Genomic DNA, 23,811 nt, shown 5'->3' with positions numbered 1-23,811 from the left:
AGTTAATTACTCTAAGGGTAAAAGCGATGATTCAATTATTTTTTTCTTTTGTACATCTACTATTCTTAATTATTATTAGTGGATGTCCTTAAAAATTCTATACTGATTCGGTCAACTCTGATCTCAACATTTTTATCGACCAATTCGGGATAATCTGAAAAATATTCATCTTCGTCAGTAAAAACTATCCCTGCATCAATTGTATCCTCATGTAACAAACCTCTTATATAATATTCATATCCCAAACCAATACGTTCTATTTCTTTCTTCTCTTCCTAGATTTCACGAATCATTAACTCATCTAAGATAGTAAACCATATTGATACAGGATAACTTTTCTCTAATTCAATTTTATAAGGGCAAATAAAAGAAAATCCTGTAAATTCAATACCCTCGATTTCAATTGTCACTTCTTCCTCAATTTGTGAGTCTAGCCTTTTAACAAGAGCCGTATATACCATATTTAAAGTCTCTCTTCCTATTCTGCCGGATTAATTACTGGCATATTTCCACCATTAATTATCTTACAAATCTTTTTGCCACTTCGGTTTATTATTTCTTAAGCTATCATTTTGCAAAATATCATGTGGAGATTACAACAAATAGACTTATTCTATATATGAAATACGGTTTACAGCGCTAGGGAGCCACACAAATAAAAAATCTTGAAAGACAATTGAGATATGCTATCTTTAGGATATACAGATTAAAAAATATATATTCTAACTGTGCTCTTTATGAAGACCTCTGTAATAAAAAATCCAATTAGCTGTTACTATCCTTTTCCTCTATGAATTCTAAAAACGAATCTTGGAGTTCTCCTTCCGTATCAATAGAATCGAGCAGTAATTTAGGTTCTAACGAACAATCTTTTAAAGTCGAACTTCCATCAATTACTCCTAGCATGTTTGAAATAGTATCAATCATAGTTTGTTCAATTATCTTCATTAAAGTATCTTTATTTTCGTCAGTTAAACTATCGTAAAAACCAATAGCTTTTTTCCAATAAACATCTGTTTTAGAAGTAACATTCGTTGTTTCATACAAGTCTTTGTATAGTTGAAGGTTCTCTTTAACGATAGACTCATACAGTGATTTCACAAAAATATCATTCATTTTATTTCCTCATTTCTGGATAGATTTTTTTGTTTAATTCAATAAGTTCTTTTAAAGTAGAATTCGGTATGCCATCATAGACTCTTCTAAGTTCCCTACTATCTCTTGCCAATAACTGTCTAGGATTATCTATTCCTTTTGTACTTTTTGAAACGATTCCATTAGGTCCTTTAATGGTGTGCCCCACCTTTGGAACGTGCAGCATTTATATCATAATTATCTACTAATTTCTTCATTGCTGCCTTCTGTCCTGTACGATTGCCCGTTGCACAAAAAAATGGCCTTGATATTATTTCAAGGTCATTAAAAATAGAAATCATCTACAAGCTTCTTCCCATTCCTTCATTCAATCTTTATACTCTTCTACAATCTTCTGTCTCCATATTAACATCAACTATAAAAATTCATCAGTTTCTATTGTATTTTCCAAAGGTTCATCAATCCGATAATGATGTTCAGCTATTGTTACATTTTTCTTGATATTTACACTCGTAGCATTCAATGTAATTTCAAAGTCTTTATATACCCCTTCTAAAACTTTCTTAACGTATCCTATATACTCATCCACTTCTTTTATTGTTGAAATATCTTCAATAAAATCCGAGAAAATACTTATTTTTTCTGGTAGTTCTATTCTTGTAATACCAAATGGATCTTTCTTAAATTCATATGAATATTTCATATTATTTATCACCTTCTATGCTATTTATTATATAATGGATAGGCTACTACAGCTACAGCTTGTTTATTGCAAAATAAAAATACACAATGTTGCAGAGAATTTGGCGTAGCCCAACTTTACATGGAGAGGCGGGCATGTTAGCCTTGTTTGGCAAAGCCAGCCCTTGATACTGCTGGCTTCTTGGCTTGGTAGTCATGCCCGTAGAGGCTCCATGTCAAGTTGCAATTCTCTGCATTCCCCGCTGCAAAACTATGTATTTTTCGATTGCACAAAACAACAGCTATTGAACCGTCCTTTTTTAAGAACATTTCAATTTTTATTCCAGATGAAGTTTCACCTATATATTTATAAGAACCTATCAATAGCTTTTAACACATCAACACGATTCCATTTCTTTGGAAAGAACTCGATTTAGCTACTTTTTCAACCCCCATCAATTTCAACTTTAGCTTTATTTACCACATTTTAATTCGGGCTCACATTACATAGTTCGAAGAATTGATGATTTTGGAAACAATAAAACTTAATCACTTATATTACAGGAATACAAAAAAATGACCGATAATGTACTAAGATCGGATTAACCCCCGTATTTTGGACACTATCTCTCTTAATCTAGCTTTTTCTTAAAATTACATTGTTTTTCGTTTCCTTTTGTCCTTTTTGGAGTCTAGCCATTTCTTCCATTCCATCAAGGGTAAAGGCTTCGCCCGACTATCGTCGCCCTTGATTCCACTCCAGAAATAGCTGTTTTTATTTTGGGACAAAAGGAAGAAAAAATGGAAGGGCAGATTAAACCCGAACCTCTTTGATTTGCATCTTTTCCTGCATTTGTTTCTTGTAAAATTCCATTGGTGATAAGTCTAAAATACTAGAATGCATGCGTCTCTCATTGTAGTAAACCATGAATTCTGTGACAACTTCATAGACCTGTGCATATGTTTCAAATTGCCATCTGGATAAGCAATCATCCTCAAAGATCCGATGGAACGACTCAATATGGGCATTCATATTCGGTGTTTTCGGTGGAATTCTTTCGTGCTCAATTTTGTAATTTTCACAAAACTCCTCAAAGGTATGGGAAATAAACTGTGGTCCATTGTCTGTTCGAATCACAGGTTTTTCCAATTTATCGAATTGTTGGCGTTTAAATAAAGCACGCTGCAACGCTTGAATCACGTCGCTGCCTGTACAACTAAGGCCGATATGGTAATCCACAATGCTTCGGTCATAGACGTCGATTATAGACATGACAAAGAAAAATCGATCTTCACCTTCGATGAAACCGTACTTAATGTCTGCCTCCCAAAGTTTATTAGAACAGCTAATGATGCGGTTTCGTGCTAGTTTTCTAGGGTACGAGACTTTCTTTTTGCGTTGCGGACGTAAAACGCCCAGTTCTTTACACAATCGGTAAACCTTTTTCTTGTTAATTTTAAGGTTGTATTTTCGACGAAGGACCTTAGTTAGCTTACGGTAGCCGTAGTTATAGCCATCGCCGGCAATCTCTTCGAGCAGAAATTCTTTGATCTGTTCATCGGATACCTTTTGACCGTCCTCTTTGAAGGAATAACCTGGTGCCGGACGCCCCTCACTCACTTTTTTCTCTTCCACCCGGTAATTCTTTTGATAATAGTAGGTAGAACGAGGAATACCAATGATTCTTAGCACCGTTGATACGGAGTAGCCTTTATTAATCCATTTGTCAGCTACTTCAAGTTTTTCAGTAAGTGAGGGTTTTTCTTTTTTATAAGATCTCGTAAAATCGCTATTTCAAGGTCTTTTTCGCCTAGCAGTGTCTTAAGTCTTTCGTTTTCTTTTGACATCTCCTTTGGATCAAAATCAGGTATTACGGCAACATCTACATCTCCATACTGGCCATTTTTGTATTCGGTGCACCAACGACTTACCATGTTGGCATTTAGGTTATAACGACGAGCTACTAGGGTCTTATTCCCTGTATCGATCGCCTCTTTGATGACTTGTAATTTAAATTCTTTTGAATGTTTTGTTCTTGGCATGATGTCAACCTCCTTGGTACATTAAGCAGTATAAAATAAATCACTCTTATTGTCCAAGTTCATTTAGGGGCTTATAAGAGATCAACGGTCAACTATCAAGTGTTTTTATTTTTTTAATATCTATTATAATTTCTTTCTATTTATCTATCTTAAAAGTCTTCTTCCCATGCTTCTTTTGCATCCAACAACCTTTGAGATAAAAACTCATAAAAATTCTTTGCTGTATTGTAGTCATCAAGTCCCCCTAGTCTATTCCACACTATTACCGGACACTCATTATTCTCCATTTCACTGATATATAGACAATAAGCTTATTCTCCAGCATCTTCAATAACTACTAAATCCTTGTCCATTCCTAAATCTCTATATCTCTTTGTATTAACAACAACAGGAGCTCTATTTGACTTAGCCACTCCTAAAATATCAACTCCGAATAACCCACCCGAACCATAGGTAGTTAAGAACCACTTATAACTTTCTGGTAATTCCACCCCTAGCTCATTTTGGATAGAATTAATTTGACTTTCATCCACTCCACCTGTAAAGTCATCTGATTCCTTATGTTCATTAATAAAGTTTATTAATTCCTCTTTATCCAATCAAGGTTCCTCCTTATAGAGTTCACTTTTATCTATTTGCCTAGCTCTCCATCTCCAATACTTACTCCTAAAATTATAAGTACTGCTTTTTTAATACAGGATCATTTCTAAAGCTCCTACCGTTCTCTACCAAACCATGCAAAATTTTATTATATTCATCATGCATACTCGCAGGAATTTCTACCCTTGAACCTGCCTCTCTTTGGATTAAATGATGAAGTTCTATAACTGTACCATCTTTCCAGAAAAGTGCTCTTCCTTTTTTCATTAATTGTAATTTTTGTTAGAACAGGATCAGGATAGTACTACCTTTATAAGCTATAAATTCCGAAAAACAGTATTCATGTAATATTCCATCCTTATTAATACTATCAACAAAAAGCACTTGCTGCTATAAAACAATCAGGTGCTCAGTTAATAAATAATAAAAAAGGTAAAGCAAATCAACTACTGTCGGTGATAGGTTGCCCAAAAAAGATACCTTCAAAGGCATTTTGCCAATCAAGGATTTAAAACAATCATTTTATATTTTAGGAACAACTTCTAACGCTTCTTCGTCTACTTTAGCCCCCACTAATACCCTCGTCCTTAAACAAGCGTAAAAGCGTGTATCCTTGTGCCTGACAATACGCTTTAATTTCATCCTCTTGGTAAGCAAGGCTATATCCATCTCTTGCTTGACCTTGTGTAGATACTCGAATATATCCGATAATATTCATGATGTTCCCCCCCTCCATTACGCTAATTAGGATTAACGTAACGCTTAGCCGCTATATTTTATGTAATTTCATTGTATGCGGCTTTAGCGATACAATCAACCCCTTTACCGATACAAATTTATTGTGTATCGTAAAAGTAGCAAGAAATAGAGAAAGGGAGTTACCATGGCAATTTCAATCAAACTGAAGGAAATTCTTAAAGAACGTGACCTTTCACAACGTGAATTGGCACGAATGACAGGGCTGCGGCCCAATACGATAAGTCATCTTTGTTCAGACAATGTGGACAGGGTTTATCTATCAACATTAGAAACGGTATGCAAAGTGTTAGACATCGACATTCAGGAGTTAATCGAGGTGGAGTAGTCCTCTCAGCATAGCAATCGTTCTATGTACGTCAAAGTTGCGAAAAATTTAAAAAGGCAAGGAGAAAGCGAAGGTAAAGTATTTGGGGATGTTTATGGTAGTAACTGATGATTTGGGGTTATTTCACAAGAAATGAAATACAGTAAATCGGGTACACTTTTTAAAGTGTATTGTACCTACTAAAGAATTTGTTTAAACATCATATAGTGCTTACAAAGTTTATCTGTATTTGATAAATTAAAATTGAGCCACATTTCAATGGTTCGATCACAAAAAAAATAAGCCACTTGATTTCCAATTAACAAATCCTCTCTTAAGATTGAAAGTGACCAAACTTTTAATATAGAGAGAGGAAAAAAGGATGATCAACATGGCTCAATTTTATAATATCAAATTCTTACATGAGGTAGAAGGGCTGTCACAGCGACAGATTGCCCAAAAATTGGGGATTTCGAGAAATACCGTTAGTAAATATCTTAAACAGAATGAAGCTCCCACAACTATAAATCGGCAAAATAGCTATATCGGAAGAGAATACTCTGATGAAACAAGGAGAGTCTTGCCAATAATAGATCAGTGGCTTGAAGATGATCTCAAACGTTGGGGAAAACAAAAACATACTGCAGCTCGAATATTTCGTAGATTGCAAGATGAATATAATTTTAAAGGCTCCGAATCAAATATCCGTAAGGTTGTTGCCAAACGCAGGAAAAAACTACAGGATGTCTTTATCCCTCTTGATTTTCAACTCGGCCACCAATTCCAATTCGACTGGGGAGAGGCGGATATTATTCTACAGGGTCGAACACAACGAATTTACCTCTTTTGTATGCAGCTTTCGGCAAGTCGAGTACGATTTGCACGCGCATACCTTCATGAGAAACAAGAGGCTTTCTTAGATGGCTTTGTCCATGCGTTTGAGTTCTTTGGTGGTGTACCAACAGAAGGGCTTTTTGATAACTTAAAAACAGCTGTAGTAAAAATACTCCAAGGTAGAGATCGCTTGGAACAGGAGGCATTCCTAGCTTTACAAGCTCACTACTTGTTCAAGGCAGAATTTTGTAATGTCCGGTCTGGAAATGAAAAAGGCCGCATAGAAGGAACAGTTGGGTATGTAAGAAGAAATGCCCTTGTCCCGTTACCCGAAGTCCAATCATTGGATGAATTAAATGACCACCTTTTGAAATGGTGCTTAAAGGATGCCGAACAGAAAACGGTCCCCCACACCAATGAAAAAGTGGCGCAAATGTGGGAAAAGGAAAAAGAATATCTGCACCCACTTCCGGAAAAGAAATTTGAAGCTTGCAGGCTGGTTTCCTGCCAGGTTAACAAGACATCTTTAATTACTGTAGAGACAAATCAGTATTCTATCCCTTGTAGCTATGTTGGCCAAGGTGTATGGGTCAAAATTTTTGTCGATCGTGTGAGCGTTGTGGCTCAAAATCAAGTGATCGCAGAACATCCTCGTTCTTATGAACGAAACCAAATGATCACAAACCTGGATCATTACCTTGAGGCATTATTGAAAAAGCCTCGAGCAATTCGGGATGCCCATGCATTCCAATCGTCTGATATTCCGGATGTGTTCAGGCGTTTTCATCGAAAGATGAGAGAACATGAAGGAGCCTCGGGTGATCGCAAATTTATCCGACTTCTCCTCCTTCATCGGGAGATAGGAATGGAAAAGTTGACTCAAGCCTTACTTGAAGCTGAACAAGCACAGATCTATCGGTACGAAGTTGTACATGAAATCATTCAAAGGCTCTCAAATAACTGCTTAAAAATCCAGGATCTATCTAAGGAGAAAACGCCGGTAAATCTACTGGACTATAAGATTCAAAAGGCAAATATTGCCCAGTATGGACAATTAACGGGAGGTCAGATGAAATGACAACAGAGATACTTTTAGATCATTTAACAAAACAACTAAGAATGCCTACCATCGCCAAGCAATATCGTTCTCTTGCAAGAGAAGCAGAAGAAAGAAATCTGCAATACGAAGAATATTTACTGGCATTACTTGAAATAGAAGTCCAGGCACGAGAGGAAAATCAAAGGCAAAGAAGGCTGAAACAAGCTGCATTTCCAGTCCATAAAACATTAGATACCTATGACTTTTCTTTAATGCCAAGTTTAAATCGAAACCGATTTCTTACTCTTGCAAAAGGTGAATTTGTCGAGAAAAAAGAGAATATAATTTTTTTAGGAAACAGTGGAACAGGAAAAACCCATTTGGCCACGGGCCTTGGAATCGCTATGATCCAAAATGGTTACAAAACAAAATTCATTACAGCTGCCGAGTTGGTAGAAGAGCTACTCATAGCTAAGGAAGAGCATAAACTTGGGGCGTTTGAGAAGAAGTGGCTCAAAAACGATGTGATCATCGTGGATGAGCTCGGTTACATCCCCTTCTCTAAAACGGGAGCAGAGCTATTATTTCAGTTCTTTTCAAGCCGTTATGAACGTGCAAGTGTTATCATTACGACGAATCTTGAATTTACAGAATGGACGAACATTTTTGGAGATGAAAAAATGACCGCAGCTTTACTTGACCGGCTTACTCACCGCTCACACATTCTTTTGCTTAATGGAGAATCATATCGATTCCGCCAAAGTTTAAAGCAAAAAGAAAATGAAGAGTAGGAGTAACGTGCGAGGTGTTTAGGTTTCTTGCCCCTCTCCCGGGGCAAGAAACCTAAACACCCATCTTCTCCCATATATAGGAGTGCTTATTCCAAGAGTGGCTCACTTTTGAAGTGATCGCTTTGGCTCAATTTATTATTGACAAAAACATTATCTTTACTATCTGAATAAAGAGTAGTGTATTCGGCACTCCGTATCGTAAAAAACCATGGGATAGCGTCCCATGGTTTTAAAAAAGTTATAGTTTATGAATTTTCAAATCACATTTATCTTCTTCTGCCACATCCATCGCTGTGTATATCACTTCAAAGAATGTTTTCCCATCAGTTGTTGCAAAATAATTCGCAAGGTTAGTTACTTTGGAACTTATTTTATCCCCCCACGGAGGTTTTTGTGATAAATCATCAATATCCCATATAACATGTTCTGGCGAGTGTTTTGATAATTCCTGTTCAATTTCAATTAAATTAGCTTTTGCCACAGAAACATCATCCGAATTTAGTTTGTCATTATATAACTCATTCATAATTAAAGGGTATTTTGTCCCCCATCCTTCTTTTTCTAAATGGTATGAGATTGTTGAAAAGAATGAATGTACAAAATCGCTATGACCTAATTCGTAATAAAAACAATCTACTAATATTCCTACTGTCATCTAAATTTCACCTCTAATCCATCTTAAAAATTATTTCTGCTACTCCGTTTGTTCTTCCATTTATTTTTTGTTTAATGTCCCTTAAAACATCCCTTGTGACATTTTGACCTCTAACATCAATAATAACAGACTGCTTAGTTTTATAAGGTAAATCACTTATCCGTTTATTAATTTGTTTTGACACGTTTCTTATTAAGTTACTTCTACCAGAAGACGTAGTCACTTTATAATTTTTAACTTCTATGCTATGACCGTTAATATAAAAATCTGGTCTTGAACTATTTTTAGTGCCATGACTTACTTCATTCCTATCCTTGAATGATACTTGGTCACGATATCCAGGATATTCTTTTCCTACATCAATTTCAGATTGTCTCCATGATGGTCTAGTTTTATCTATACCCTTAGTACCATCCCCGAACGCCTTCCTAGCCGCCAGCTGAATCTGATCCTCCAGACGATTCATCACATTATAAGGAATGGGGCCAGCGGTAACAGTTCCTAAAGATGGACTCAGTCCCTCAACCTTGGCAGTTATCTCACCAAATTTACCAACTTTCGTACCTAGATTGCCAATTTTGCTGATCCCTTTATCACCTAAAACACCAATTCCTAAAGTCGTAAAGAGGTAAGTAAAATATTTACTCCTACTTTCCGCATCTCCGTTGATGACATCCCAAACAAATCCATCTTTCACAGCTTTCACCATATATTTACCCGTATCAACAACTCTTCCGAAAACAGCTTTTGAATCAAGGTAAAGTTCGGTTCCGATTAATCCAGTTTTCAATAGTAAGTCAGGACTTGAGGTGGGACCCAGATATTTTTCAGCCAATTTGTAAAGGCCTTTCCAGCCCTCAATGGTATCTCCTACAGCTTTCCCAGAACCTACATATATTCCTTTCAAGATGTTATCAATGGTTGGTTCGATGATTCCTACTTTTGCGCCATCTTTCACTTCCTTGGGAATGTCGGTAACTACCTCATAATATACATCTGAGTCTTTCCCGATTTTTTGATATTCCATGACGATAAGTCCGTCTGGATATACTTGGTATTTAATACTTTTGTAGTTTCCGTAAGCTTCCCTTTTAATCGTTTGAATGGGAGTCATGTTTCCTTTTTGTACAAATTCACCTAGTAGACTCCGATAGGCTTCTTCCCTCATTAATTTCTGAGGTGTAAAGTTGGTGATGATTTGCTTGTTTCCCTTAAGATTCGAATCCATTTGTTCGATAAATCGGGACATCGTTTGAATATCTTTACGAACAGAATCCAGTGATCGTGTTGCTTGTTGGTCAAAGGAATGCAGCTGATGAAGAGTCGTCTTCACCTTTTCTTTTGCTCGCTTGATTTGATGCATTGTTTCGTCATCTTGTAATTTTGGCAAGTGTACAATATCACTGACTTTTTGGATGATGCGATTGCCTTCGTCCGTTAGTGAACTTGTTACACTTTCAACCTTTTTTAGGCCATATTCTAAATTGTAATCTAAAAATACTTCATTTATAAACCCATTTTCATCCGGTTCTAGTCCATGCAAGGAATGTTTCATATTTTTCATCATCGTATCATAATTTGCGAGAGTAGAATACCGCGACAAGGAGGAACGCATCTATCGGGTGGTTACCAACCGCTGGGACATTACAGCCGAACAAGTCGCCGAAATCTACAAGCAGCGCTGGCAAATCGAGCTTTTTTTCAAGTGGATCAAGCAGCACTTAAAACTGGTCAAGCTCTTCAACTATAAGCCAGAAGCTGTCTGGAATCAGCTTTGGCTGGCAATGATCGCTTATGCGTTGAGTGAGATTATTAAAATCAAAACAAGGGTTAACAAAACAACATAGCAAGTGCTTCAACTTCTGCGTATTTATTGGTTTGAGTCATGGAAACAGTTTTTTGAGGCCCTTCATCGCGAGCCAACAAGGACTTCCAAGGACAGAAGGAAAAAGGGTAAGCCTGGACGGCCAAGGAAACACCCGAAAAAGCTCAAACCAGTGAAACTGATAGATGACAAGTGAGCAATGGCTAACTAAATAACTGGGTAACCATCGACGTCTTAGTTTAGTGCGGTCGTTTTTTTAGTTGCCTATCTATGACTGGCTTGCCTGCTATGTTGAATTTACTATTTTTTGTATCCGTTTTGAAAGGCTAGTGCAAAATACGGGGGTTAATCCGCTCTATAATTTGGTAAAACATCATATAATGCTTATAAGGATTACCTCTACTCTCTAAATAAAAAGCAGTTTATTCGGCACTCACCCCACTAAAAAAGCCTTAAAAGAAAATAAAACTCTTTTAAGGTTTCTCATTACTAGACGTTATTGATTTTGTTTTTATAAACTTTTAAAATTGTTGTGTTTAAATCACTGATTTCTGATAAATGCCATTCAAACGTCGTTAGAATTCTATGAAGTTCAAATAACATTTTCTCTATTTCTTCACCATCGTTCTTATCCAATGAACCAAAATTGTTTAATATAATATCTAAATCTCTAGTTAACACCCTAAAATCCTCAAGGTTCTCGTACTGTTCATCTAAATCTTCTTTATTTACAATATTAATACTTGAATTAAGTTTTTCTAGTATGTCCAATATTCCTTCTAACTTTTTATCCATATAAATTCCTCCACTATTATTTCCACCCCTTAACTACTCGTCCAAGTGCTTTCTTAGTCTTGTCGGGGTTTAAAGTACCATCTAAATTCAATACGTATTTCACATTCCCTGTCTTATCTATTACTTCTAAATGGTCTTTGTGTAATGCGTCAAGATAAACTCCATAACCCTTTTTCAGATATTGGTTATCAGTTTTCTTTTCTACCTTATAAATTGATTGTCCATCGTACTTTACTTTTGATTTTGATAAGGAATTACTTATTGATTTTCCAAATTCCATATCAAAAAACTCATTCATATTTGAAACAGGTTTAACAATACCCTTAGGAATATCTAAATAAGTACTTTATAAAAGGATGGTAGTTTATTTAACCACCACCCATATTAGTTAACTAGCTATTGTTTCATGTTGATCTGGCATAATATAAGCCGTTTTATTTTTCATCATACCATAGATAATTCTGACTAATCTTCTCATAATGCAAAGAAGGGCTTGTGACTTTGACTTCCCCTCACTTAGCTTACGGTTATAGTAAGCATAAAAGACAGGGTTTCGAGGTATTTTACTGCCTTTACTAACTTGGACTTGTTGGACAGATAGGTTGTAAAAGATGTCATATAGCTTTCGATTACCTTGTTTTGTTTTCTTCATCGTTTCCTTACCGCCCGAACCCATCTTGATAGGTGCTATCCCTGCATATCTTGCGAGTTTGTCAGAATTGGCAAAACGATGAATGTCACCAATCTCTGCAATTAATGCAGAAGAAGTAACCGTATCAATCCCTGGCATGGTTTCAAGCTGCATATCTAGTGTTTGAATAGTTACTTTTAATTCTCTATCTACCTTCTTAATTTCCTGCTTTTTAAAGCGAATATCTCGAACTATGCTTTGAATGATAAAGTCTCTTGATGTTTGATATTCTCGTTTTATCTCGCCAGCAGCTTGAACGAGTGATAATACCTGTTCTGCTTTTCTAGTAGAACAAGCATTACTACTCGCTTCTAATAGAAATGTCCGTAATTTCTCTACCGTCTCCCCCTCTAAATGAGAGGGGGAAGGATAGCTTTCCCAAAAGGCTAAAGCTGTTTTCCCATCCACTACTGAAAAGAAATCCTTGTAGCTTGGATAATGATAGTTTAATTGCATATGCAGTTGGTTTTTCAAGGCTGTTTGTGCTTTTACTAAAGCATTTCTTCTTCCTACAAGTTGAGCGATTATCCAATGAATATCCGATGGTGTAGCGTCAGGTAAATACGGTAATTTACGAATTAAAACATCTGCAACACATTGAGCGTCCCAACTATCATTCTTTTGTGTCATCGCATAGTTGTTTCGTTCAGAATTGGATAAAGAGGAATTAACAAATTTCACTATGTATCCTTGTTCAATCAGATATAACGCTAAATCTCTTCCATAGCCGCCCACATCTTCTAATCCAAATACAGGGGTCAAACCTTCTGTTAGAAACCTGTTCACATATTCTAGTAAACTTGGAAAAATGGATGGTTTATTTTGAAACGTCATTTCACCTAGCTTTTCAAACCAACAATCCACTACCACGGCTGTATGTTGGAACTTGTGTAAATCTAGTCCTATATAAATATGCTTATCTCGTTTCATCAGAAAACCTCACCCCTATATTAGAATTGAACGGATAAAAGCAAGACAGAGAATGTCGGCAACCTTAGGTCGAGCGTTAGTCCTAAAAGACTCGCAAGGGTACGAAAGCCTATCCATTCTCTATCTGTTAACCGTTATAAAATGGCTTGATGTTTGCCATTTGCCGTTATTTCACCATAGCGGTAAAAACCACTATAAAAGGCTTTTCTATCTAAAATTCGTTTGATTTGGACTTTCGTAAACAACTTTCCTTGTTTTGTACGATGTCCTTCTTCATTCAGTTGTTCCGCTAGTTGAGTTAAAGACCATGAAGGATACTGTTCCTTTAAGTCAAACACTCTTTGTACGGTTTGTGCCTGTCTGTCATCTATGACAAGCCTTTTTTGACCTTTCTTCACTTTGTAGCCTAATGCGACATTTCCTCCTGCATAGCCGCCCTGTTGGGCTTTCTTGTTTCGTCCCCTCCCTAGCTTTAATGAAATTTCTAATCGTTGATATTGGTCTAGTAACTCCATTAAGCCATTGATTAAAAAGTCGCTAGGGTCTTTCTTATGGATACTGTATTGCGGTTGTTCAATACTCCGAATGTCCACTCCATACTTTTTCAATTCTCGATGAACCAACACTTTCACAATGTCTGACCGCCATAAACGGCTTGTGTTCAGTGTGACAACATAATCCACCTCATGGTGGGAGAGATACTCCAACATCTCCTGAAAGCCCATTCTGTCTACTTCTAATGCTTCTTCATCTACTTTAGCCCCACTAATACCCTCGTCCTTAAACAAGTGTAACAGCGTGTATCCTTGCGCCTGACAGTATGCTTTGATTTCATCTTCTTGGTAAGCAAGGCTATATCCATCCCTTGCTTGTACTTGTGTAGATACTCGAATATATCCGATAACTTTCATGATATTTTCCCCCTCCGTTACGCTAATCTTAATTAACGTAACGCTTAGCCGCTATATATAATATAAATTCATTGTATGCGGCTTTAGCGATACAAGCAACCCCTTTACCGATACAAATTTATTGTGTATCGTAAAAGTAACATGAAAAAGAGGAAGGGAAATATCATGCCAATATCAATCAAACTTAAGGAAATTCTTAAAGAACGTGACCTCTCACAGCGTGAATTAGCACGAATAACAGGGCTGCGACCAAATACAATCAGCCATCTTTGTTCAGATAACGTGGATAGAGTGTATCTGTCAACAATAGAAACGGTTTGCAAAGTGTTAGACATCGACATTCAGGAGTTAATCGAGGTGGAGTAATCCTCTTGTACTAGTAATCGTTTTATGTACGTAAAAGTTGCGAATAAATTTAAAAGATAGGGGGGAAAGCGAAGGTAGGGCTTTGAAGAATAGAGATGGTGGTAACTGATAATTTTAACTGATTTGTTTTAAATGAAAATCATCAAATAGGACATATGTTTTAAACATTGTTGTACGTCTTTATATTTTCTTATAAATGTTGTGTATGTCTAATAAGAGTTTTCTGTTTTCTCTAAAAAAAAGGCCTTTTATTCGGCACTCCCCCTCCAAAAATAAAACCTTAGAGAATGTTATTATCTCTAAGGTTTTTACAATCTATTCCTTTGTTAGGGGTGTAATATAACAATTATCTATTGAAACTCTTTTTAAAAAATCCAATGCTTCTTGAGTTACAACTAACTCACCTTTTGGTGATAAGCAGAAATGATGTCCTGACCAATTTTTGAAGTTCTCTCCTTCTACTTCAATTTTACCAAGTGGAATAAATCTGCTAAATGCAGGAATTTTTTTATTTGGATACATTTCTTTAAATTCATCAGACGTTGTAATCAAACACTCTTCAAGTTTGTAACCTATAAAATCACTATTCTCTAATTCAGTTTCAAGGATACTTGACACAATGAAGGCTGGTGTTGACTCTAATAGGTCATCTCCTAGCCATCCTTCAAATTCATAATGCAAATATTTTACCTTTCCTGATATACCCTCTGTTGCAATATCATCTTCTGTTCCATATATGGTATATTCACCATGACCACCTGATACTTCTGGTTCTAAAAAATATAATATCATTAGTTACTCCTCCCACATACCTACCTTTTCACTGGCGGATTAAAATTCTCACCATATTTCTTATCTAACTCTATCATATAATTTATTACTTCTTCTTTTGTAGGATTTGGATTATTTCTATAAAATCTATTCCAATCCCTTCTTATTTTTGATAAATGTATATCATTGTTTACTTCTTTTGGTATCCCTCTCAGGTTTTCTAAAGCATGTATTTCATCAAGTGAAAATAAATTAGGATGTCTTTTTAAAATTTGTTGCTCTATTGCATGATGAACCACAACACTACCTTTAAGGTCAGGATATTCATTAAAGAATGTCTTTTTATAGTCCTTAATATTATTGCCTTTTTCTATACCCTTAGTACCATCCCCAAACGCTTTCCTCGCCGCCAGCTGAATATGATCCTCCAGACGATTCATAACATTATAAGGAATAGGTCCAGCATTTACAGTTGCCAAAGATGGGCTCAGGCTCTCAACTTTTGTTGTTATTCCGCTAAATCCGCCAACTTTTGTACCTACTTTACCAATTTTGCTGATCCCTTTATCACTTAAAACACCGATTCCTAAAGTCGTAAAAAGATAAGTAAAATATTTACTTCTACTTTCTGCATCTCCTTCGATGACATCCCGAACAAATCCATCTTTTATAGCCTTCACCATGTATTTGCCTGTATCAATAGCTCTTCCGAAAACAGCTTTTGAATCAAGGTAAAGTTCGGATCCAATTAATCCAGCTTTCAATAGTAAGTCCGGGCTCGGGGTTGGGCCTAAGTACTTTTCAGCCAATTTATAAAGGCCTTTCCAGCCCTCAATGGTATCTCCTACTGCATTGCCTGAACCTACATATATTCCTTTCAAGATGTTATCAATTGTTGGTTCAATGATTCCTACCTTTGCGCCGTCTTGGACTTCCTTAGGGATATCTGTGACGACTTCATAATAAACATTTGAGTCCTTTCCAATCTTCTGGTATTCCATAACGATAAGCCCGTCTGGATAGACCAGGTATTTAATACTTTTGTAGTTTCCGTAAGCTTCCCTTTTAATCGTTTGAATGGGAGTCATGTTTCCTTTTTGTACAAATTCACCTAGTAGACTCCGATAGGCTTCTTCCCTCATTAATTTCTGAGGTGTAAAGTTGGTGATGATTTGCTTGTTTCCCTTAAGATTCGAATCCATTTGTTCGATAAATCGGGACATCGTTTGAATATCTTTACGAACAGAATCCAGTGATCGTGTTGCTTGTTGGTCAAAGGAATGCAGCTGATGAAGAGTCGTCTTCACCTTTTCTTTTGCTCGCTTGATTTGATGCATTGTTTCGTCATCTTGTAATTTTGGCAAGTGTACAATATCACTGACTTTTTGGATGATGCGATTGCCTTCGTCCGTTAGTGAACTTGTTACACTTTCAACCTTTTTTAGGCCATATTCTAAATTGTAATCTAAAAATACTTCATTTATAAACCCATTTTCATCCGGTTCTAGTCCATGCAAGGAATGTTTCATATTTTTCATCATCGTATCATAATTTGCGAGAGTAGAATACCGCGACAAGGAGGAACGCATCTATCGGGTGGTTACCAACCGCTGGGACATTACAGCCGAACAAGTCGCCGAAATCTACAAGCAGCGCTGGCAAATCGAGCTTTTTTTCAAGTGGATCAAGCAGCACTTAAAACTGGTCAAGCTCTTCAACTATAAGCCAGAAGCTGTCTGGAATCAGCTTTGGCTGGCAATGATCGCTTATGCGTTGAGTGAGATTATTAAAATCAAAACAAGGGTTAACAAAACAACATAGCAAGTGCTTCAACTTCTGCGTATTTATTGGTTTGAGTCATGGAAACAGTTTTTTGAGGCCCTTCATCGCGAGCCAACAAGGACTTCCAAGGACAGAAGGAAAAAGGGTAAGCCTGGACGGCCAAGGAAACACCCGAAAAAGCTCAAACCAGTGAAACTGATAGATGACAAGTGAGCAATGGCTAACTAAATAACTGGGTAACCATCGACGTCTTAGTTTAGTGCGGTCGTTTTTTTAGTTGCCTATCTATGACTGGCTTGCCTGCTATGTTGAATTTACTATTTTTTGTATCCGTTTTGAAAGGCTAGTGCAAAATACGGGGGTTAATCCGCTCTATAATTTGGTAAAACATCATATAATGCTTATAAGGATTACCTCTACTCTCTAAATAAAAAGCAGTTTATTCGGCACTCACCCCACTAAAAAAGCCTTAAAAGAAAATAAAACTCTTTTAAGGTTTCTCATTACTAGACGTTATTGATTTTGTTTTTATAAACTTTTAAAATTGTTGTGTTTAAATCACTGATTTCTGATAAATGCCATTCAAACGTCGTTAGAATTCTATGAAGTTCAAATAACATTTTCTCTATTTCTTCACCATCGTTCTTATCCAATGAACCAAAATTGTTTAATATAATATCTAAATCTCTAGTTAACACCCTAAAATCCTCAAGGTTCTCGTACTGTTCATCTAAATCTTCTTTATTTACAATATTAATACTTGAATTAAGTTTTTCTAGTATGTCCAATATTCCTTCTAACTTTTTATCCATATAAATTCCTCCACTATTATTTCCACCCCTTAACTACTCGTCCAAGTGCTTTCTTAGTCTTGTCGGGGTTTAAAGTACCATCTAAATTCAATACGTATTTCACATTCCCTGTCTTATCTATTACTTCTAAATGGTCTTTGTGTAATGCGTCAAGATAAACTCCATAACCCTTTTTCAGATATTGGTTATCAGTTTTCTTTTCTACCTTATAAATTGATTGTCCATCGTACTTTACTTTTGATTTTGATAAGGAATTACTTATTGATTTTCCAAATTCCATATCAAAAAACTCATTCATATTTGAAACAGGTTTAACAATACCCTTAGTACCATCCCCGAACGCCTTCCTAGCCGCCAGCTGAATCTGATCCTCCAGACGATTCATCACATTATAAGGAATGGGGCCAGCGGTAACAGTTCCTAAATATGGACTCAGTCCCTCAACCTTGGCAGTTATCTCACCAAATTTACCAACTTTCGTACCTAGATTGCCAATTTTGCTGATCCCTTTATCACCTAAAACACCAATTCCTAAAGTGGTAAAAAGGTAAGTAAAATATTTACTCCTACTTTCCGCATCTCCGTTTATAACATCCCGAACAAAACCGTCTTTTACAGCTTTCACTATATATTTGCCTGTATCAACAGCTCTACCGAAAACAGCTTTTGCATCAAGGTAAAGTTCGGATCCAATTAATCCAGCTTTCAATAGTAAGTCAGGGCTCGGGGTTGGGCCTAAGTACTTTTCAGCCAATTTATAAAGGCCTTTCCAGCCCTCAATGGTATCTCCTACTGCTTGCCCGGAACCTACATATATTCCTTTCAAGATGTTATCAATTGTTGGTTCAATGATTCCTACCTTTGCGCCGTCTTGGACTTCCTTAGGGATATCTGTGACGACTTCATAATAAACATTTGAGTCCTTTCCAATCTTCTGGTATTCCATAACGATAAGCCCGTCTGGATAGACCAGGTATTTAATACTTTTGTAGTTTCCGTAAGCTTCCCTTTTAATCGTTTGAATGGGAGTCATGTTTCCTTTTTGTACAAATTCACCTAGTAGACTCCGATAGGCTTCTTCCCTCATTAATTTCTGAGGTGTAAAGTTGGTGATGATTTGCTTGTTTCCCTTAAGATTCGAATCCATTTGTTCGATAAATCGGGACATCGTTATAATGTCTTTACGAACAGAATCCAGTGATCGTGTTGCTTGTTTGTCAAAAGAATGCAGCTGATGAAGGGTCGTCTTCACCTTTTCTTTTGCTCGCTTGATTTGATGCATTGTTCCGTCATCTTGTAATTTCGGCAAGTGGACAATATCACTGACTTTTTGGATGATGCGATTGCCTTCGTCCGTTAGTGAACGTGTTACACTTTCAACCTTTTTTAGGCCATATTCTAAATTGTAATCTAAAAATACTTCATTTATAAACCCATTTTCATGCGGTTCCAGTCCACGCAAGGAATGTTTCATATTTTCTATCATCGTATCATAATTTGCGAGAAAGGATTGAAAAAAGAGTAGAAATGTTTGATGAATTTCCTGATAGTAGGAGCGGATGGCCTCGCCGCTGTTCCCTTTTAACGAATCTTCCAGCGTAATGATTCCGTCAATGGCATGCTGTAATTGTTCAATTTGTTCATTCAATGCTTCCAGTCGTTCTTGAATTTGATCCATATCAGCACGAAACCCATGAACATCAAGTACTTTCATTCTCTCACCAGCTTTCTACTTCATCAGCTGAAATTGCTCGGATACTCGTTCGTCCAATTCTTTCATACTTTTAATTGCTTCCTTTGTAGCATTTTCACTTTTTAGTAAAAAAGATTGATAGCTATGTAAAATTTTTTGAACGTCAGCCCCTATTTCATTAAGCCTTGAAATAACATCCATATGATTTTTACCGCCAATATCTGTTGGAAATGATGTTTTTAGGGATTTGGCTTTGGATTGAAGATTGGCTAGTTTTTGTGCTATTTCTGTATACTGAACCTTAATTTCTGTACTCATTTCTCCTTTTCCTCCTCCCTCAGTCTTTCGATTTCGGATTGAATAGCTCTTCTAAAACTATTTATTTCGCGGGTTATTGTTTGAATTTCTTGATGTAAAACGGTTAGAGATTTATCTATTTGATTATTTTTAATATCTTTATAGTTTTGAAGAATGCCATCGCGACGGATCCGTTCAAAATCCTTTGCAAGCTTACCACGCCAAGTTGTGGGACTTAACTCAGGAGATAAACAAAATCGTTGATTGGCTTTAAACTCAATCCGACATTCTTTTAATTCACGTTCGCATGTATGTAGTCGTTCTAATTGATCCTGCTTGTTACTTAAATGTCTATTTAGATAAGAAAGTGTACTCATACGTTCACCACTTTTATTGTTAATGAGATTTTATGGGTATATTATCCAACTAAGGGAGGATAGAGTCAATCTTATTTTGGTTGTTTGCATAAGGGTCTTTATTCCTATTGAGGTATAATCAATTATAGATTGTTGGAAAAATTTGATCATATTAACTTCTTATTTCATAGTTAATTACCAAATATTGTTATTATATAGGCCGAATTAGCGGTTTTTGTTGCAACTAAAAACTTAATCACTTTCATTTTAAAATTCAGTATATTATGCTTAATATAAGAATAGCTAAAAGAACGCCGATGCTGTAACATCAGCGTTCAGGTAGCTACTCCGCAAGAAGTGCGGTGGCTAAATCGTAAAGAGTAACCCTTCACCTATTAGCGCACAGGGAGGGTTACTTTTCTATGTTCTTATCATAATCTATCAATTATAAAATATTTTTATTGGCCCTTGGTACCAAATACGAAGGCATTTCCTCTCTCAATCTCCATATAAAACTCACCGGCTTATTGCCTGTATGTTTCACATAATCGGCGGTTCCTAAAAATACAAATGGGGAGGTATATCCATTTTCTTTCTTATACTCTCTGACGAATAAAGCAATTTGATGATTTCTTTTGCGATGCTGGATATATCGTTTAGCTGTTTCACTAGTTTCCGACACTCGACTTTGTGTTTGCCAGTGAAATAATCGCTCATTTATCGCGTAATCATCATAGAGAGTTGATGGAGAAAATTCTTTGTCTGATTTATTCAATGTTATAAAGAAAATATCGACATTTTTATCCTTGAAATGCTTTACTCCTTCTCGAGAAGCTGGTGATTTCGTCTCATTATAATAATCAAATGCAGCCATTATCTGTGAAGTTGTATACTTACAATGTACTTGTAATGGGCAAGAAAATGAAAAATCATTTTGGATCTCCATCGTCTCAATGGACTGATATAAATATTCGAATATCGCAATAATCTCCGTTTTAAACGCAGGAAAAGAAATTATTTTATGAATTCCCTCCTTAATAGATGATAGCCCTTCTTTTTCAGGAAACCTCTTATAAAACGTATAATAAAACATTGATAACATTAATTTTTCTTTATCATTACTAACTTTGCCTTCCTTCACATAAGAAAGCATAAAACGAATAAATGTAGGCGAATTGATATGGAATAAGGAAGGAAGTCGACTTGTAATCAATTTTTCATTTTCACAATCGAAATCGTTGCTAATCCCAGCCTCTACCAACATTCTACTAAAACTCCGATCACCATTTTTACCATAAAAGTCATATAATGATAGATGAAAATGCTGAAGAAAATTTGCAAGAGTAAGCGGTTTACCGGTGTCCTCCTCAAAATACTTCATCTTCGCGATAAGATTTCCTTTTGTATTCGCACTGCTTTTAATATTCCGCAAAATATAATCACTTGCTTGCTTTTCTAATTGGATAAAACAGCCTTTAGGCAAATTGAAAAACCCATTCTCTACATAATACTGAACAGAATGTTTTGTTTTTCCGAGTAGAGCTTTAAATTTTTCCTCGAAATTATAGTTTTTATGGGCTTGGCCAACAAAATCTAATACGGTTAAACATTCCTTCCCTTCATGAAGCCTCAACCCCCGTCCAAGCTGCTGTAAAAAGACCGTTAAGCTTTCGGTTGGTCGAAGGAATAGTATTGTATTTATTTCGGGAATATCAATCCCTTCATTGTAAAGATCTACTACAAATATAAATTTGATTTCTCCGATAACTAGTCTGTCTTGTGCTTCTTCTCTAATTTTCGGATTGACATTTCCATACAATGCAACAGATGGAATACCCGCTGCATTAAAAAAATCGGCCATATACTTCGCATGCTCAATCGAAACGCAAAATCCAAGTCCTTTTACTTGGTCAATATCTGTTACATATTTATATACACTTTTTACGATATTGTTGCTTCTTAGCGAATTAGAAGTGTATACATTTTCCAATTCTTTAATTTCATATCCCTTTCTGCTCCACTTTAATTTAGATAAATCAACAACATCACTAACGCAAAAATATTGAAATGGACTTAATAGTTTTTGATTAATGGCCTCTGTTAATCTCATTTCCGCCGCAATCGTTTCATCAAAATACGATAAAATATTTTTACCATCCATTCGTTCCGGTGTTGCGGTAAGCCCTAATAATATTTTTGGTTGATAGTAATCTAATAATTTTTGATAAGAATCCGCTGCAGCATGATGAAACTCATCAATAATGATAAAATCATAAAAATCACTCGTTGTATGCTCATATAATCTTTTACTATTAAAGCTTTGGATACTAACGAATAAATGATCCAATGAACTAGGCTCATGATTCCCCACGAACAGATCGCCGAAATTAAAATCCTTTAAAATCGCACGAAAAGTATCTAAACTTTGTTTTAAAATCTCTTCACGATGAGCAACAAATAGAAGCTTTGCATGTTGACGATGTTCCCTTTGAAAACGACGGTAATCAAAGGCGGAAATAACCGTTTTACCGACTCCTGTAGCAGCAACTAATAAGTTTTTCATCCTACCATAAATATCCCGCTCCACTTGCAGTTTCTCTAATATCTCCTTCTGATAAAAATAAGGCTGAATATCAAAGGCAAAATGAATCAGGTTTTCATTTTGAGATTTGGATTTTGACAACGCTTTTTTTAACTGTTGGTGGTCTTCTTCACTAGAAGGATCAAATGTTCTAAACTCACGATCATTCCAATAGCTCTCGAAAGTAGCTTCAAACTTTTTGATAATATCAAATGAATCTTTCTCGGTTACTTTTAAGTTCCATTCCAATCCAGAGGTTAAAGCCGGGTTTGACAGGTTGGATGAACCTATATAAGCCGTGGTAAAACCAGTTTCTCTTTTAAAAAGGTAAGCTTTTGCATGAAGCCGTGTTCTTTCAACATCATAGGAAATTTTCACTTTCGTGTTTGGTAGACTGCTAAGCTCTTGAATCGCTTTAAGATCGGTAGCTTCCATATAGGATGTGGTAATAACCCGAAGCTTTCCACCTTTTTCAGTAAAATTTTTTAACTCTTCAATAATACATCTCAAACCGCTCCATTTTATAAAAGAAACAAGCATATCAATAGAATCGGAACTAACGATCTCCTTCTTCAATTCGCCAAGCATATTCGGCTCATAATTAGATCCAGTAAATAAGGAACTTTGAGATATTGGTGTAACCGGGCGAATCACAGGAGTATTTTGAATACTTGTTGTCGTATTGATTCGGGAGTAAATAGAAGTTAATACTTCTGCCTCTTCTTCAATTTTCAATGCATTGAATTCTTGATCACCTAGATTCTCACTTAAAATGGCGATAATTTCATTGCAAAGATTGATCTGATTTAACAATGCAACTTTGTCATCATTTTCATTATCTCTTACGAATTTCAAAGCTCTTCTCGTTACATGAGAAATATAGCTTGAAAGCATTTTCCTAGCCTCTTCAACATCCAACTTTTCCTTACCTATCCCGAATGTTTGATTAGGAATTTGTTCTAGTTCTGTTTTTAATTTGTGCGTGATAATTTCTTCGTATATGCCTTGTTTTAGCACCTTGTGGGTCACCTCTTAAATTATGAAAGTATCATTTCATCCCGTTTTTTTGTATATATTTAAAATAACGGAAAATATTGTAAAATAGAAGAATTGAATGATAGATTATTGTTAGTTATGCATTATAATTCCGAAATTATTTCCATCTCGATGATACACAATTTTCATACTTTCATTTTGAAA

The 23,811-nt window shown here is 36.0% G+C and carries 24 protein-coding genes and 5 pseudogenes; 6 read left to right on the top strand and 23 right to left on the bottom strand.

What is annotated here, in order from left to right; all coding sequences use genetic code 11:
* Nucleotides 1-65: 65 nt before the first annotated feature.
* The 10 genes and pseudogenes from MKY81_RS14535 to MKY81_RS14495 form a co-directional block, all read right to left on the bottom strand.
* A pseudogene (locus tag MKY81_RS14535) lies at nucleotides 66-461 on the bottom strand (hypothetical protein).
* A gap of 304 nt (nucleotides 462-765) precedes the next feature.
* Complete coding sequence (locus MKY81_RS14530; protein ID WP_244913559.1) at nucleotides 766-1,101, bottom strand: transposase; 336 nt, start codon at nucleotides 1,099-1,101, stop codon at nucleotides 766-768.
* Nucleotides 1,102-1,117: 16 nt separating this feature from the next.
* Complete coding sequence (locus MKY81_RS14525) at nucleotides 1,118-1,321, bottom strand: hypothetical protein (protein WP_341118130.1); 204 nt, start codon at nucleotides 1,319-1,321, stop codon at nucleotides 1,118-1,120.
* Nucleotides 1,287-1,436: a hypothetical protein gene (locus tag MKY81_RS14520; RefSeq protein WP_244913560.1), complete on the bottom strand. Its 150-nt coding sequence runs from the start codon at nucleotides 1,434-1,436 to the stop codon at nucleotides 1,287-1,289. The genes MKY81_RS14525 and MKY81_RS14520 overlap by 35 nt, the downstream gene beginning before the upstream one ends.
* 74 nt (nucleotides 1,437-1,510) lie before the next feature.
* Nucleotides 1,511-1,798 (bottom strand): tRNA-Val4, encoded by a 288-nt coding sequence (locus MKY81_RS14515; protein WP_107921416.1) that lies wholly within the window; start codon nucleotides 1,796-1,798, stop codon nucleotides 1,511-1,513.
* Between the two features lie 792 nt (nucleotides 1,799-2,590).
* Nucleotides 2,591-3,469 (bottom strand): IS3 family transposase, encoded by an 879-nt coding sequence (locus tag MKY81_RS14510; protein ID WP_373454613.1) that lies wholly within the window; start codon nucleotides 3,467-3,469, stop codon nucleotides 2,591-2,593.
* Nucleotides 3,470-3,507: 38 nt separating this feature from the next.
* Nucleotides 3,508-3,819, bottom strand: a complete 312-nt coding sequence (locus MKY81_RS21145; protein ID WP_066229168.1) for a transposase — start codon at nucleotides 3,817-3,819, stop codon at nucleotides 3,508-3,510.
* Nucleotides 3,820-3,968: 149 nt separating this feature from the next.
* A pseudogene (locus MKY81_RS14505) lies at nucleotides 3,969-4,418 on the bottom strand (SMI1/KNR4 family protein).
* Nucleotides 4,419-4,491: 73 nt separating this feature from the next.
* Nucleotides 4,492-4,686, bottom strand: a complete 195-nt coding sequence (locus tag MKY81_RS14500; RefSeq protein WP_235993168.1) for an HNH/ENDO VII family nuclease — start codon at nucleotides 4,684-4,686, stop codon at nucleotides 4,492-4,494.
* 270 nt (nucleotides 4,687-4,956) lie between these two features.
* Nucleotides 4,957-5,137, bottom strand: a pseudogene (locus MKY81_RS14495) (recombinase family protein); the annotation flags it as partial.
* Between the two features lie 165 nt (nucleotides 5,138-5,302).
* Here MKY81_RS14495 and MKY81_RS14490 point away from each other — a divergent pair.
* The 3 genes from MKY81_RS14490 to istB all read left to right on the top strand — a co-directional run bounded on the left by MKY81_RS14490 (nucleotide 5,303) and on the right by istB (nucleotide 8,146).
* Nucleotides 5,303-5,503 carry a helix-turn-helix domain-containing protein gene (locus tag MKY81_RS14490; RefSeq protein ID WP_107921418.1) on the top strand — a complete coding sequence of 67 codons (201 nt, stop codon included), beginning with the start codon at nucleotides 5,303-5,305 and terminating at the stop codon, nucleotides 5,501-5,503.
* Nucleotides 5,504-5,873: 370 nt separating this feature from the next.
* Nucleotides 5,874-7,394 (top strand): IS21 family transposase, encoded by a 1,521-nt coding sequence (gene istA, locus MKY81_RS14485; RefSeq protein ID WP_235993179.1) that lies wholly within the window; start codon nucleotides 5,874-5,876, stop codon nucleotides 7,392-7,394.
* On the top strand, nucleotides 7,391-8,146 hold the full coding sequence (gene istB, locus MKY81_RS14480; RefSeq protein ID WP_107982156.1) for an IS21-like element helper ATPase IstB: 756 nt from the start codon (nucleotides 7,391-7,393) through the stop codon (nucleotides 8,144-8,146). Before istA ends, istB begins: the two co-directional genes overlap by 4 nt.
* A gap of 238 nt (nucleotides 8,147-8,384) precedes the next feature.
* On the opposite strand, the gene MKY81_RS14475 is transcribed toward istB, so the two are convergent.
* On the bottom strand, nucleotides 8,385-8,801 hold the full coding sequence (locus MKY81_RS14475; RefSeq protein ID WP_107920982.1) for an immunity 70 family protein: 417 nt from the start codon (nucleotides 8,799-8,801) through the stop codon (nucleotides 8,385-8,387).
* A 13-nt stretch (nucleotides 8,802-8,814) separates the two neighbouring features.
* Nucleotides 8,815-10,416 (bottom strand): LXG domain-containing protein, encoded by a 1,602-nt coding sequence (locus tag MKY81_RS14470; RefSeq protein ID WP_341118127.1) that lies wholly within the window; start codon nucleotides 10,414-10,416, stop codon nucleotides 8,815-8,817.
* Here MKY81_RS14470 and MKY81_RS14465 point away from each other — a divergent pair.
* Nucleotides 10,409-10,648, top strand: a pseudogene (locus MKY81_RS14465) (transposase); the annotation flags it as partial. The gene MKY81_RS14470 and the pseudogene MKY81_RS14465 sit on opposite strands and share 8 nt — an antisense overlap.
* A gap of 467 nt (nucleotides 10,649-11,115) precedes the next feature.
* Here the strand turns inward: MKY81_RS14465 and MKY81_RS14460 are convergent.
* The 4 genes from MKY81_RS14460 to MKY81_RS14445 form a co-directional block, all read right to left on the bottom strand.
* Nucleotides 11,116-11,421 (bottom strand): hypothetical protein, encoded by a 306-nt coding sequence (locus tag MKY81_RS14460; RefSeq protein WP_066235604.1) that lies wholly within the window; start codon nucleotides 11,419-11,421, stop codon nucleotides 11,116-11,118.
* A gap of 16 nt (nucleotides 11,422-11,437) precedes the next feature.
* Nucleotides 11,438-11,719, bottom strand: a complete 282-nt coding sequence (locus MKY81_RS14455; protein WP_066235606.1) for a hemagglutinin — start codon at nucleotides 11,717-11,719, stop codon at nucleotides 11,438-11,440.
* Between the two features lie 90 nt (nucleotides 11,720-11,809).
* Nucleotides 11,810-13,042, bottom strand: coding sequence for an IS110 family transposase (locus MKY81_RS14450; protein WP_066235608.1), 1,233 nt, complete (start codon nucleotides 13,040-13,042; stop codon nucleotides 11,810-11,812).
* Nucleotides 13,043-13,176: 134 nt separating this feature from the next.
* Entirely contained in the window at nucleotides 13,177-13,953 is a 777-nt protein-coding gene (locus MKY81_RS14445) for a recombinase family protein (RefSeq protein WP_066235610.1), read from the bottom strand.
* Nucleotides 13,954-14,118: 165 nt separating this feature from the next.
* On the opposite strand from MKY81_RS14445, the gene MKY81_RS14440 reads away from it, so the two are divergent.
* On the top strand, nucleotides 14,119-14,319 hold the full coding sequence (locus MKY81_RS14440; RefSeq protein WP_066235612.1) for a helix-turn-helix domain-containing protein: 201 nt from the start codon (nucleotides 14,119-14,121) through the stop codon (nucleotides 14,317-14,319).
* A 315-nt stretch (nucleotides 14,320-14,634) separates the two neighbouring features.
* Here MKY81_RS14440 and MKY81_RS14435 read toward each other — a convergent pair whose 3' ends face one another.
* Nucleotides 14,635-15,111 (bottom strand): hypothetical protein, encoded by a 477-nt coding sequence (locus tag MKY81_RS14435; RefSeq protein WP_066235614.1) that lies wholly within the window; start codon nucleotides 15,109-15,111, stop codon nucleotides 14,635-14,637.
* Nucleotides 15,112-15,131: 20 nt separating this feature from the next.
* Nucleotides 15,132-16,679 (bottom strand): LXG domain-containing protein, encoded by a 1,548-nt coding sequence (locus tag MKY81_RS14430; protein ID WP_341118126.1) that lies wholly within the window; start codon nucleotides 16,677-16,679, stop codon nucleotides 15,132-15,134.
* Here MKY81_RS14430 and MKY81_RS14425 point away from each other — a divergent pair.
* Nucleotides 16,672-16,911: pseudogene (locus MKY81_RS14425) on the top strand (transposase); the annotation flags it as partial. The gene MKY81_RS14430 and the pseudogene MKY81_RS14425 overlap by 8 nt on opposite strands.
* Nucleotides 16,912-17,378: 467 nt before the next feature.
* Here the strand turns inward: MKY81_RS14425 and MKY81_RS14420 are convergent.
* From MKY81_RS14420 to MKY81_RS14400, 5 genes are all read right to left on the bottom strand, one after another.
* Nucleotides 17,379-17,684: a hypothetical protein gene (locus tag MKY81_RS14420; protein WP_066235604.1), complete on the bottom strand. Its 306-nt coding sequence runs from the start codon at nucleotides 17,682-17,684 to the stop codon at nucleotides 17,379-17,381.
* Between the two features lie 16 nt (nucleotides 17,685-17,700).
* Nucleotides 17,701-19,398: an LXG domain-containing protein gene (locus MKY81_RS14415; protein ID WP_341118124.1), complete on the bottom strand. Its 1,698-nt coding sequence runs from the start codon at nucleotides 19,396-19,398 to the stop codon at nucleotides 17,701-17,703.
* Between the two features lie 15 nt (nucleotides 19,399-19,413).
* The gene (locus MKY81_RS14410; protein ID WP_066235620.1) at nucleotides 19,414-19,695 is read right to left on the bottom strand and encodes a YwqI/YxiC family protein; all 282 of its coding nucleotides are present in this window, start codon (nucleotides 19,693-19,695) and stop codon (nucleotides 19,414-19,416) included.
* Nucleotides 19,692-20,051, bottom strand: coding sequence for a hypothetical protein (locus MKY81_RS14405; protein WP_066235621.1), 360 nt, complete (start codon nucleotides 20,049-20,051; stop codon nucleotides 19,692-19,694). The genes MKY81_RS14410 and MKY81_RS14405 overlap by 4 nt, the downstream gene beginning before the upstream one ends.
* 424 nt (nucleotides 20,052-20,475) lie before the next feature.
* Nucleotides 20,476-23,628, bottom strand: a complete 3,153-nt coding sequence (locus tag MKY81_RS14400) for a DEAD/DEAH box helicase (RefSeq protein WP_108073506.1) — start codon at nucleotides 23,626-23,628, stop codon at nucleotides 20,476-20,478.
* Nucleotides 23,629-23,811: the final 183 nt, after the last annotated feature.

It is taken from the genome of Heyndrickxia sp. FSL W8-0423, assembly GCF_038009395.1.
GTDB classification, from domain to species: domain Bacteria; phylum Bacillota; class Bacilli; order Bacillales; family Bacillaceae_C; genus Heyndrickxia; species Heyndrickxia sporothermodurans.
Note: the sequence above shows the minus strand (reverse complement) of the source record. Positions and strands in the feature narration are given on the sequence as shown.

Coding starts and splice junctions, on each gene's coding strand:
- MKY81_RS14405 (WP_066235621.1), bottom strand. CDS start 20,051: ATGAGTACACTTTCTTATCTAAATAGACATTTAAGTAACAAGCAGGAT.
- MKY81_RS14455 (WP_066235606.1), bottom strand. CDS start 11,719: ATGAATGAGTTTTTTGATATGGAATTTGGAAAATCAATAAGTAATTCC.
- istB (WP_107982156.1), top strand. CDS start 7,391: ATGACAACAGAGATACTTTTAGATCATTTAACAAAACAACTAAGAATG.
- MKY81_RS14445 (WP_066235610.1), bottom strand. CDS start 13,953: ATGAAAGTTATCGGATATATTCGAGTATCTACACAAGTACAAGCAAGG.
- MKY81_RS14460 (WP_066235604.1), bottom strand. CDS start 11,421: ATGGATAAAAAGTTAGAAGGAATATTGGACATACTAGAAAAACTTAAT.
- MKY81_RS14520 (WP_244913560.1), bottom strand. CDS start 1,436: ATGATTTCTATTTTTAATGACCTTGAAATAATATCAAGGCCATTTTTT.
- MKY81_RS14500 (WP_235993168.1), bottom strand. CDS start 4,686: ATGAAAAAAGGAAGAGCACTTTTCTGGAAAGATGGTACAGTTATAGAA.
- MKY81_RS21145 (WP_066229168.1), bottom strand. CDS start 3,819: ATGCCAAGAACAAAACATTCAAAAGAATTTAAATTACAAGTCATCAAA.
- MKY81_RS14415 (WP_341118124.1), bottom strand. CDS start 19,398: ATGAAAGTACTTGATGTTCATGGGTTTCGTGCTGATATGGATCAAATT.
- MKY81_RS14450 (WP_066235608.1), bottom strand. CDS start 13,042: ATGAAACGAGATAAGCATATTTATATAGGACTAGATTTACACAAGTTC.
- MKY81_RS14430 (WP_341118126.1), bottom strand. CDS start 16,679: ATGCGTTCCTCCTTGTCGCGGTATTCTACTCTCGCAAATTATGATACG.
- MKY81_RS14440 (WP_066235612.1), top strand. CDS start 14,119: ATGCCAATATCAATCAAACTTAAGGAAATTCTTAAAGAACGTGACCTC.
- MKY81_RS14470 (WP_341118127.1), bottom strand. CDS start 10,416: ATGCGTTCCTCCTTGTCGCGGTATTCTACTCTCGCAAATTATGATACG.
- MKY81_RS14410 (WP_066235620.1), bottom strand. CDS start 19,695: ATGAGTACAGAAATTAAGGTTCAGTATACAGAAATAGCACAAAAACTA.
- MKY81_RS14420 (WP_066235604.1), bottom strand. CDS start 17,684: ATGGATAAAAAGTTAGAAGGAATATTGGACATACTAGAAAAACTTAAT.
- MKY81_RS14515 (WP_107921416.1), bottom strand. CDS start 1,798: ATGAAATATTCATATGAATTTAAGAAAGATCCATTTGGTATTACAAGA.
- MKY81_RS14475 (WP_107920982.1), bottom strand. CDS start 8,801: ATGACAGTAGGAATATTAGTAGATTGTTTTTATTACGAATTAGGTCAT.
- MKY81_RS14490 (WP_107921418.1), top strand. CDS start 5,303: ATGGCAATTTCAATCAAACTGAAGGAAATTCTTAAAGAACGTGACCTT.
- MKY81_RS14525 (WP_341118130.1), bottom strand. CDS start 1,321: ATGCTGCACGTTCCAAAGGTGGGGCACACCATTAAAGGACCTAATGGA.
- MKY81_RS14435 (WP_066235614.1), bottom strand. CDS start 15,111: ATGATATTATATTTTTTAGAACCAGAAGTATCAGGTGGTCATGGTGAA.
- istA (WP_235993179.1), top strand. CDS start 5,874: ATGGCTCAATTTTATAATATCAAATTCTTACATGAGGTAGAAGGGCTG.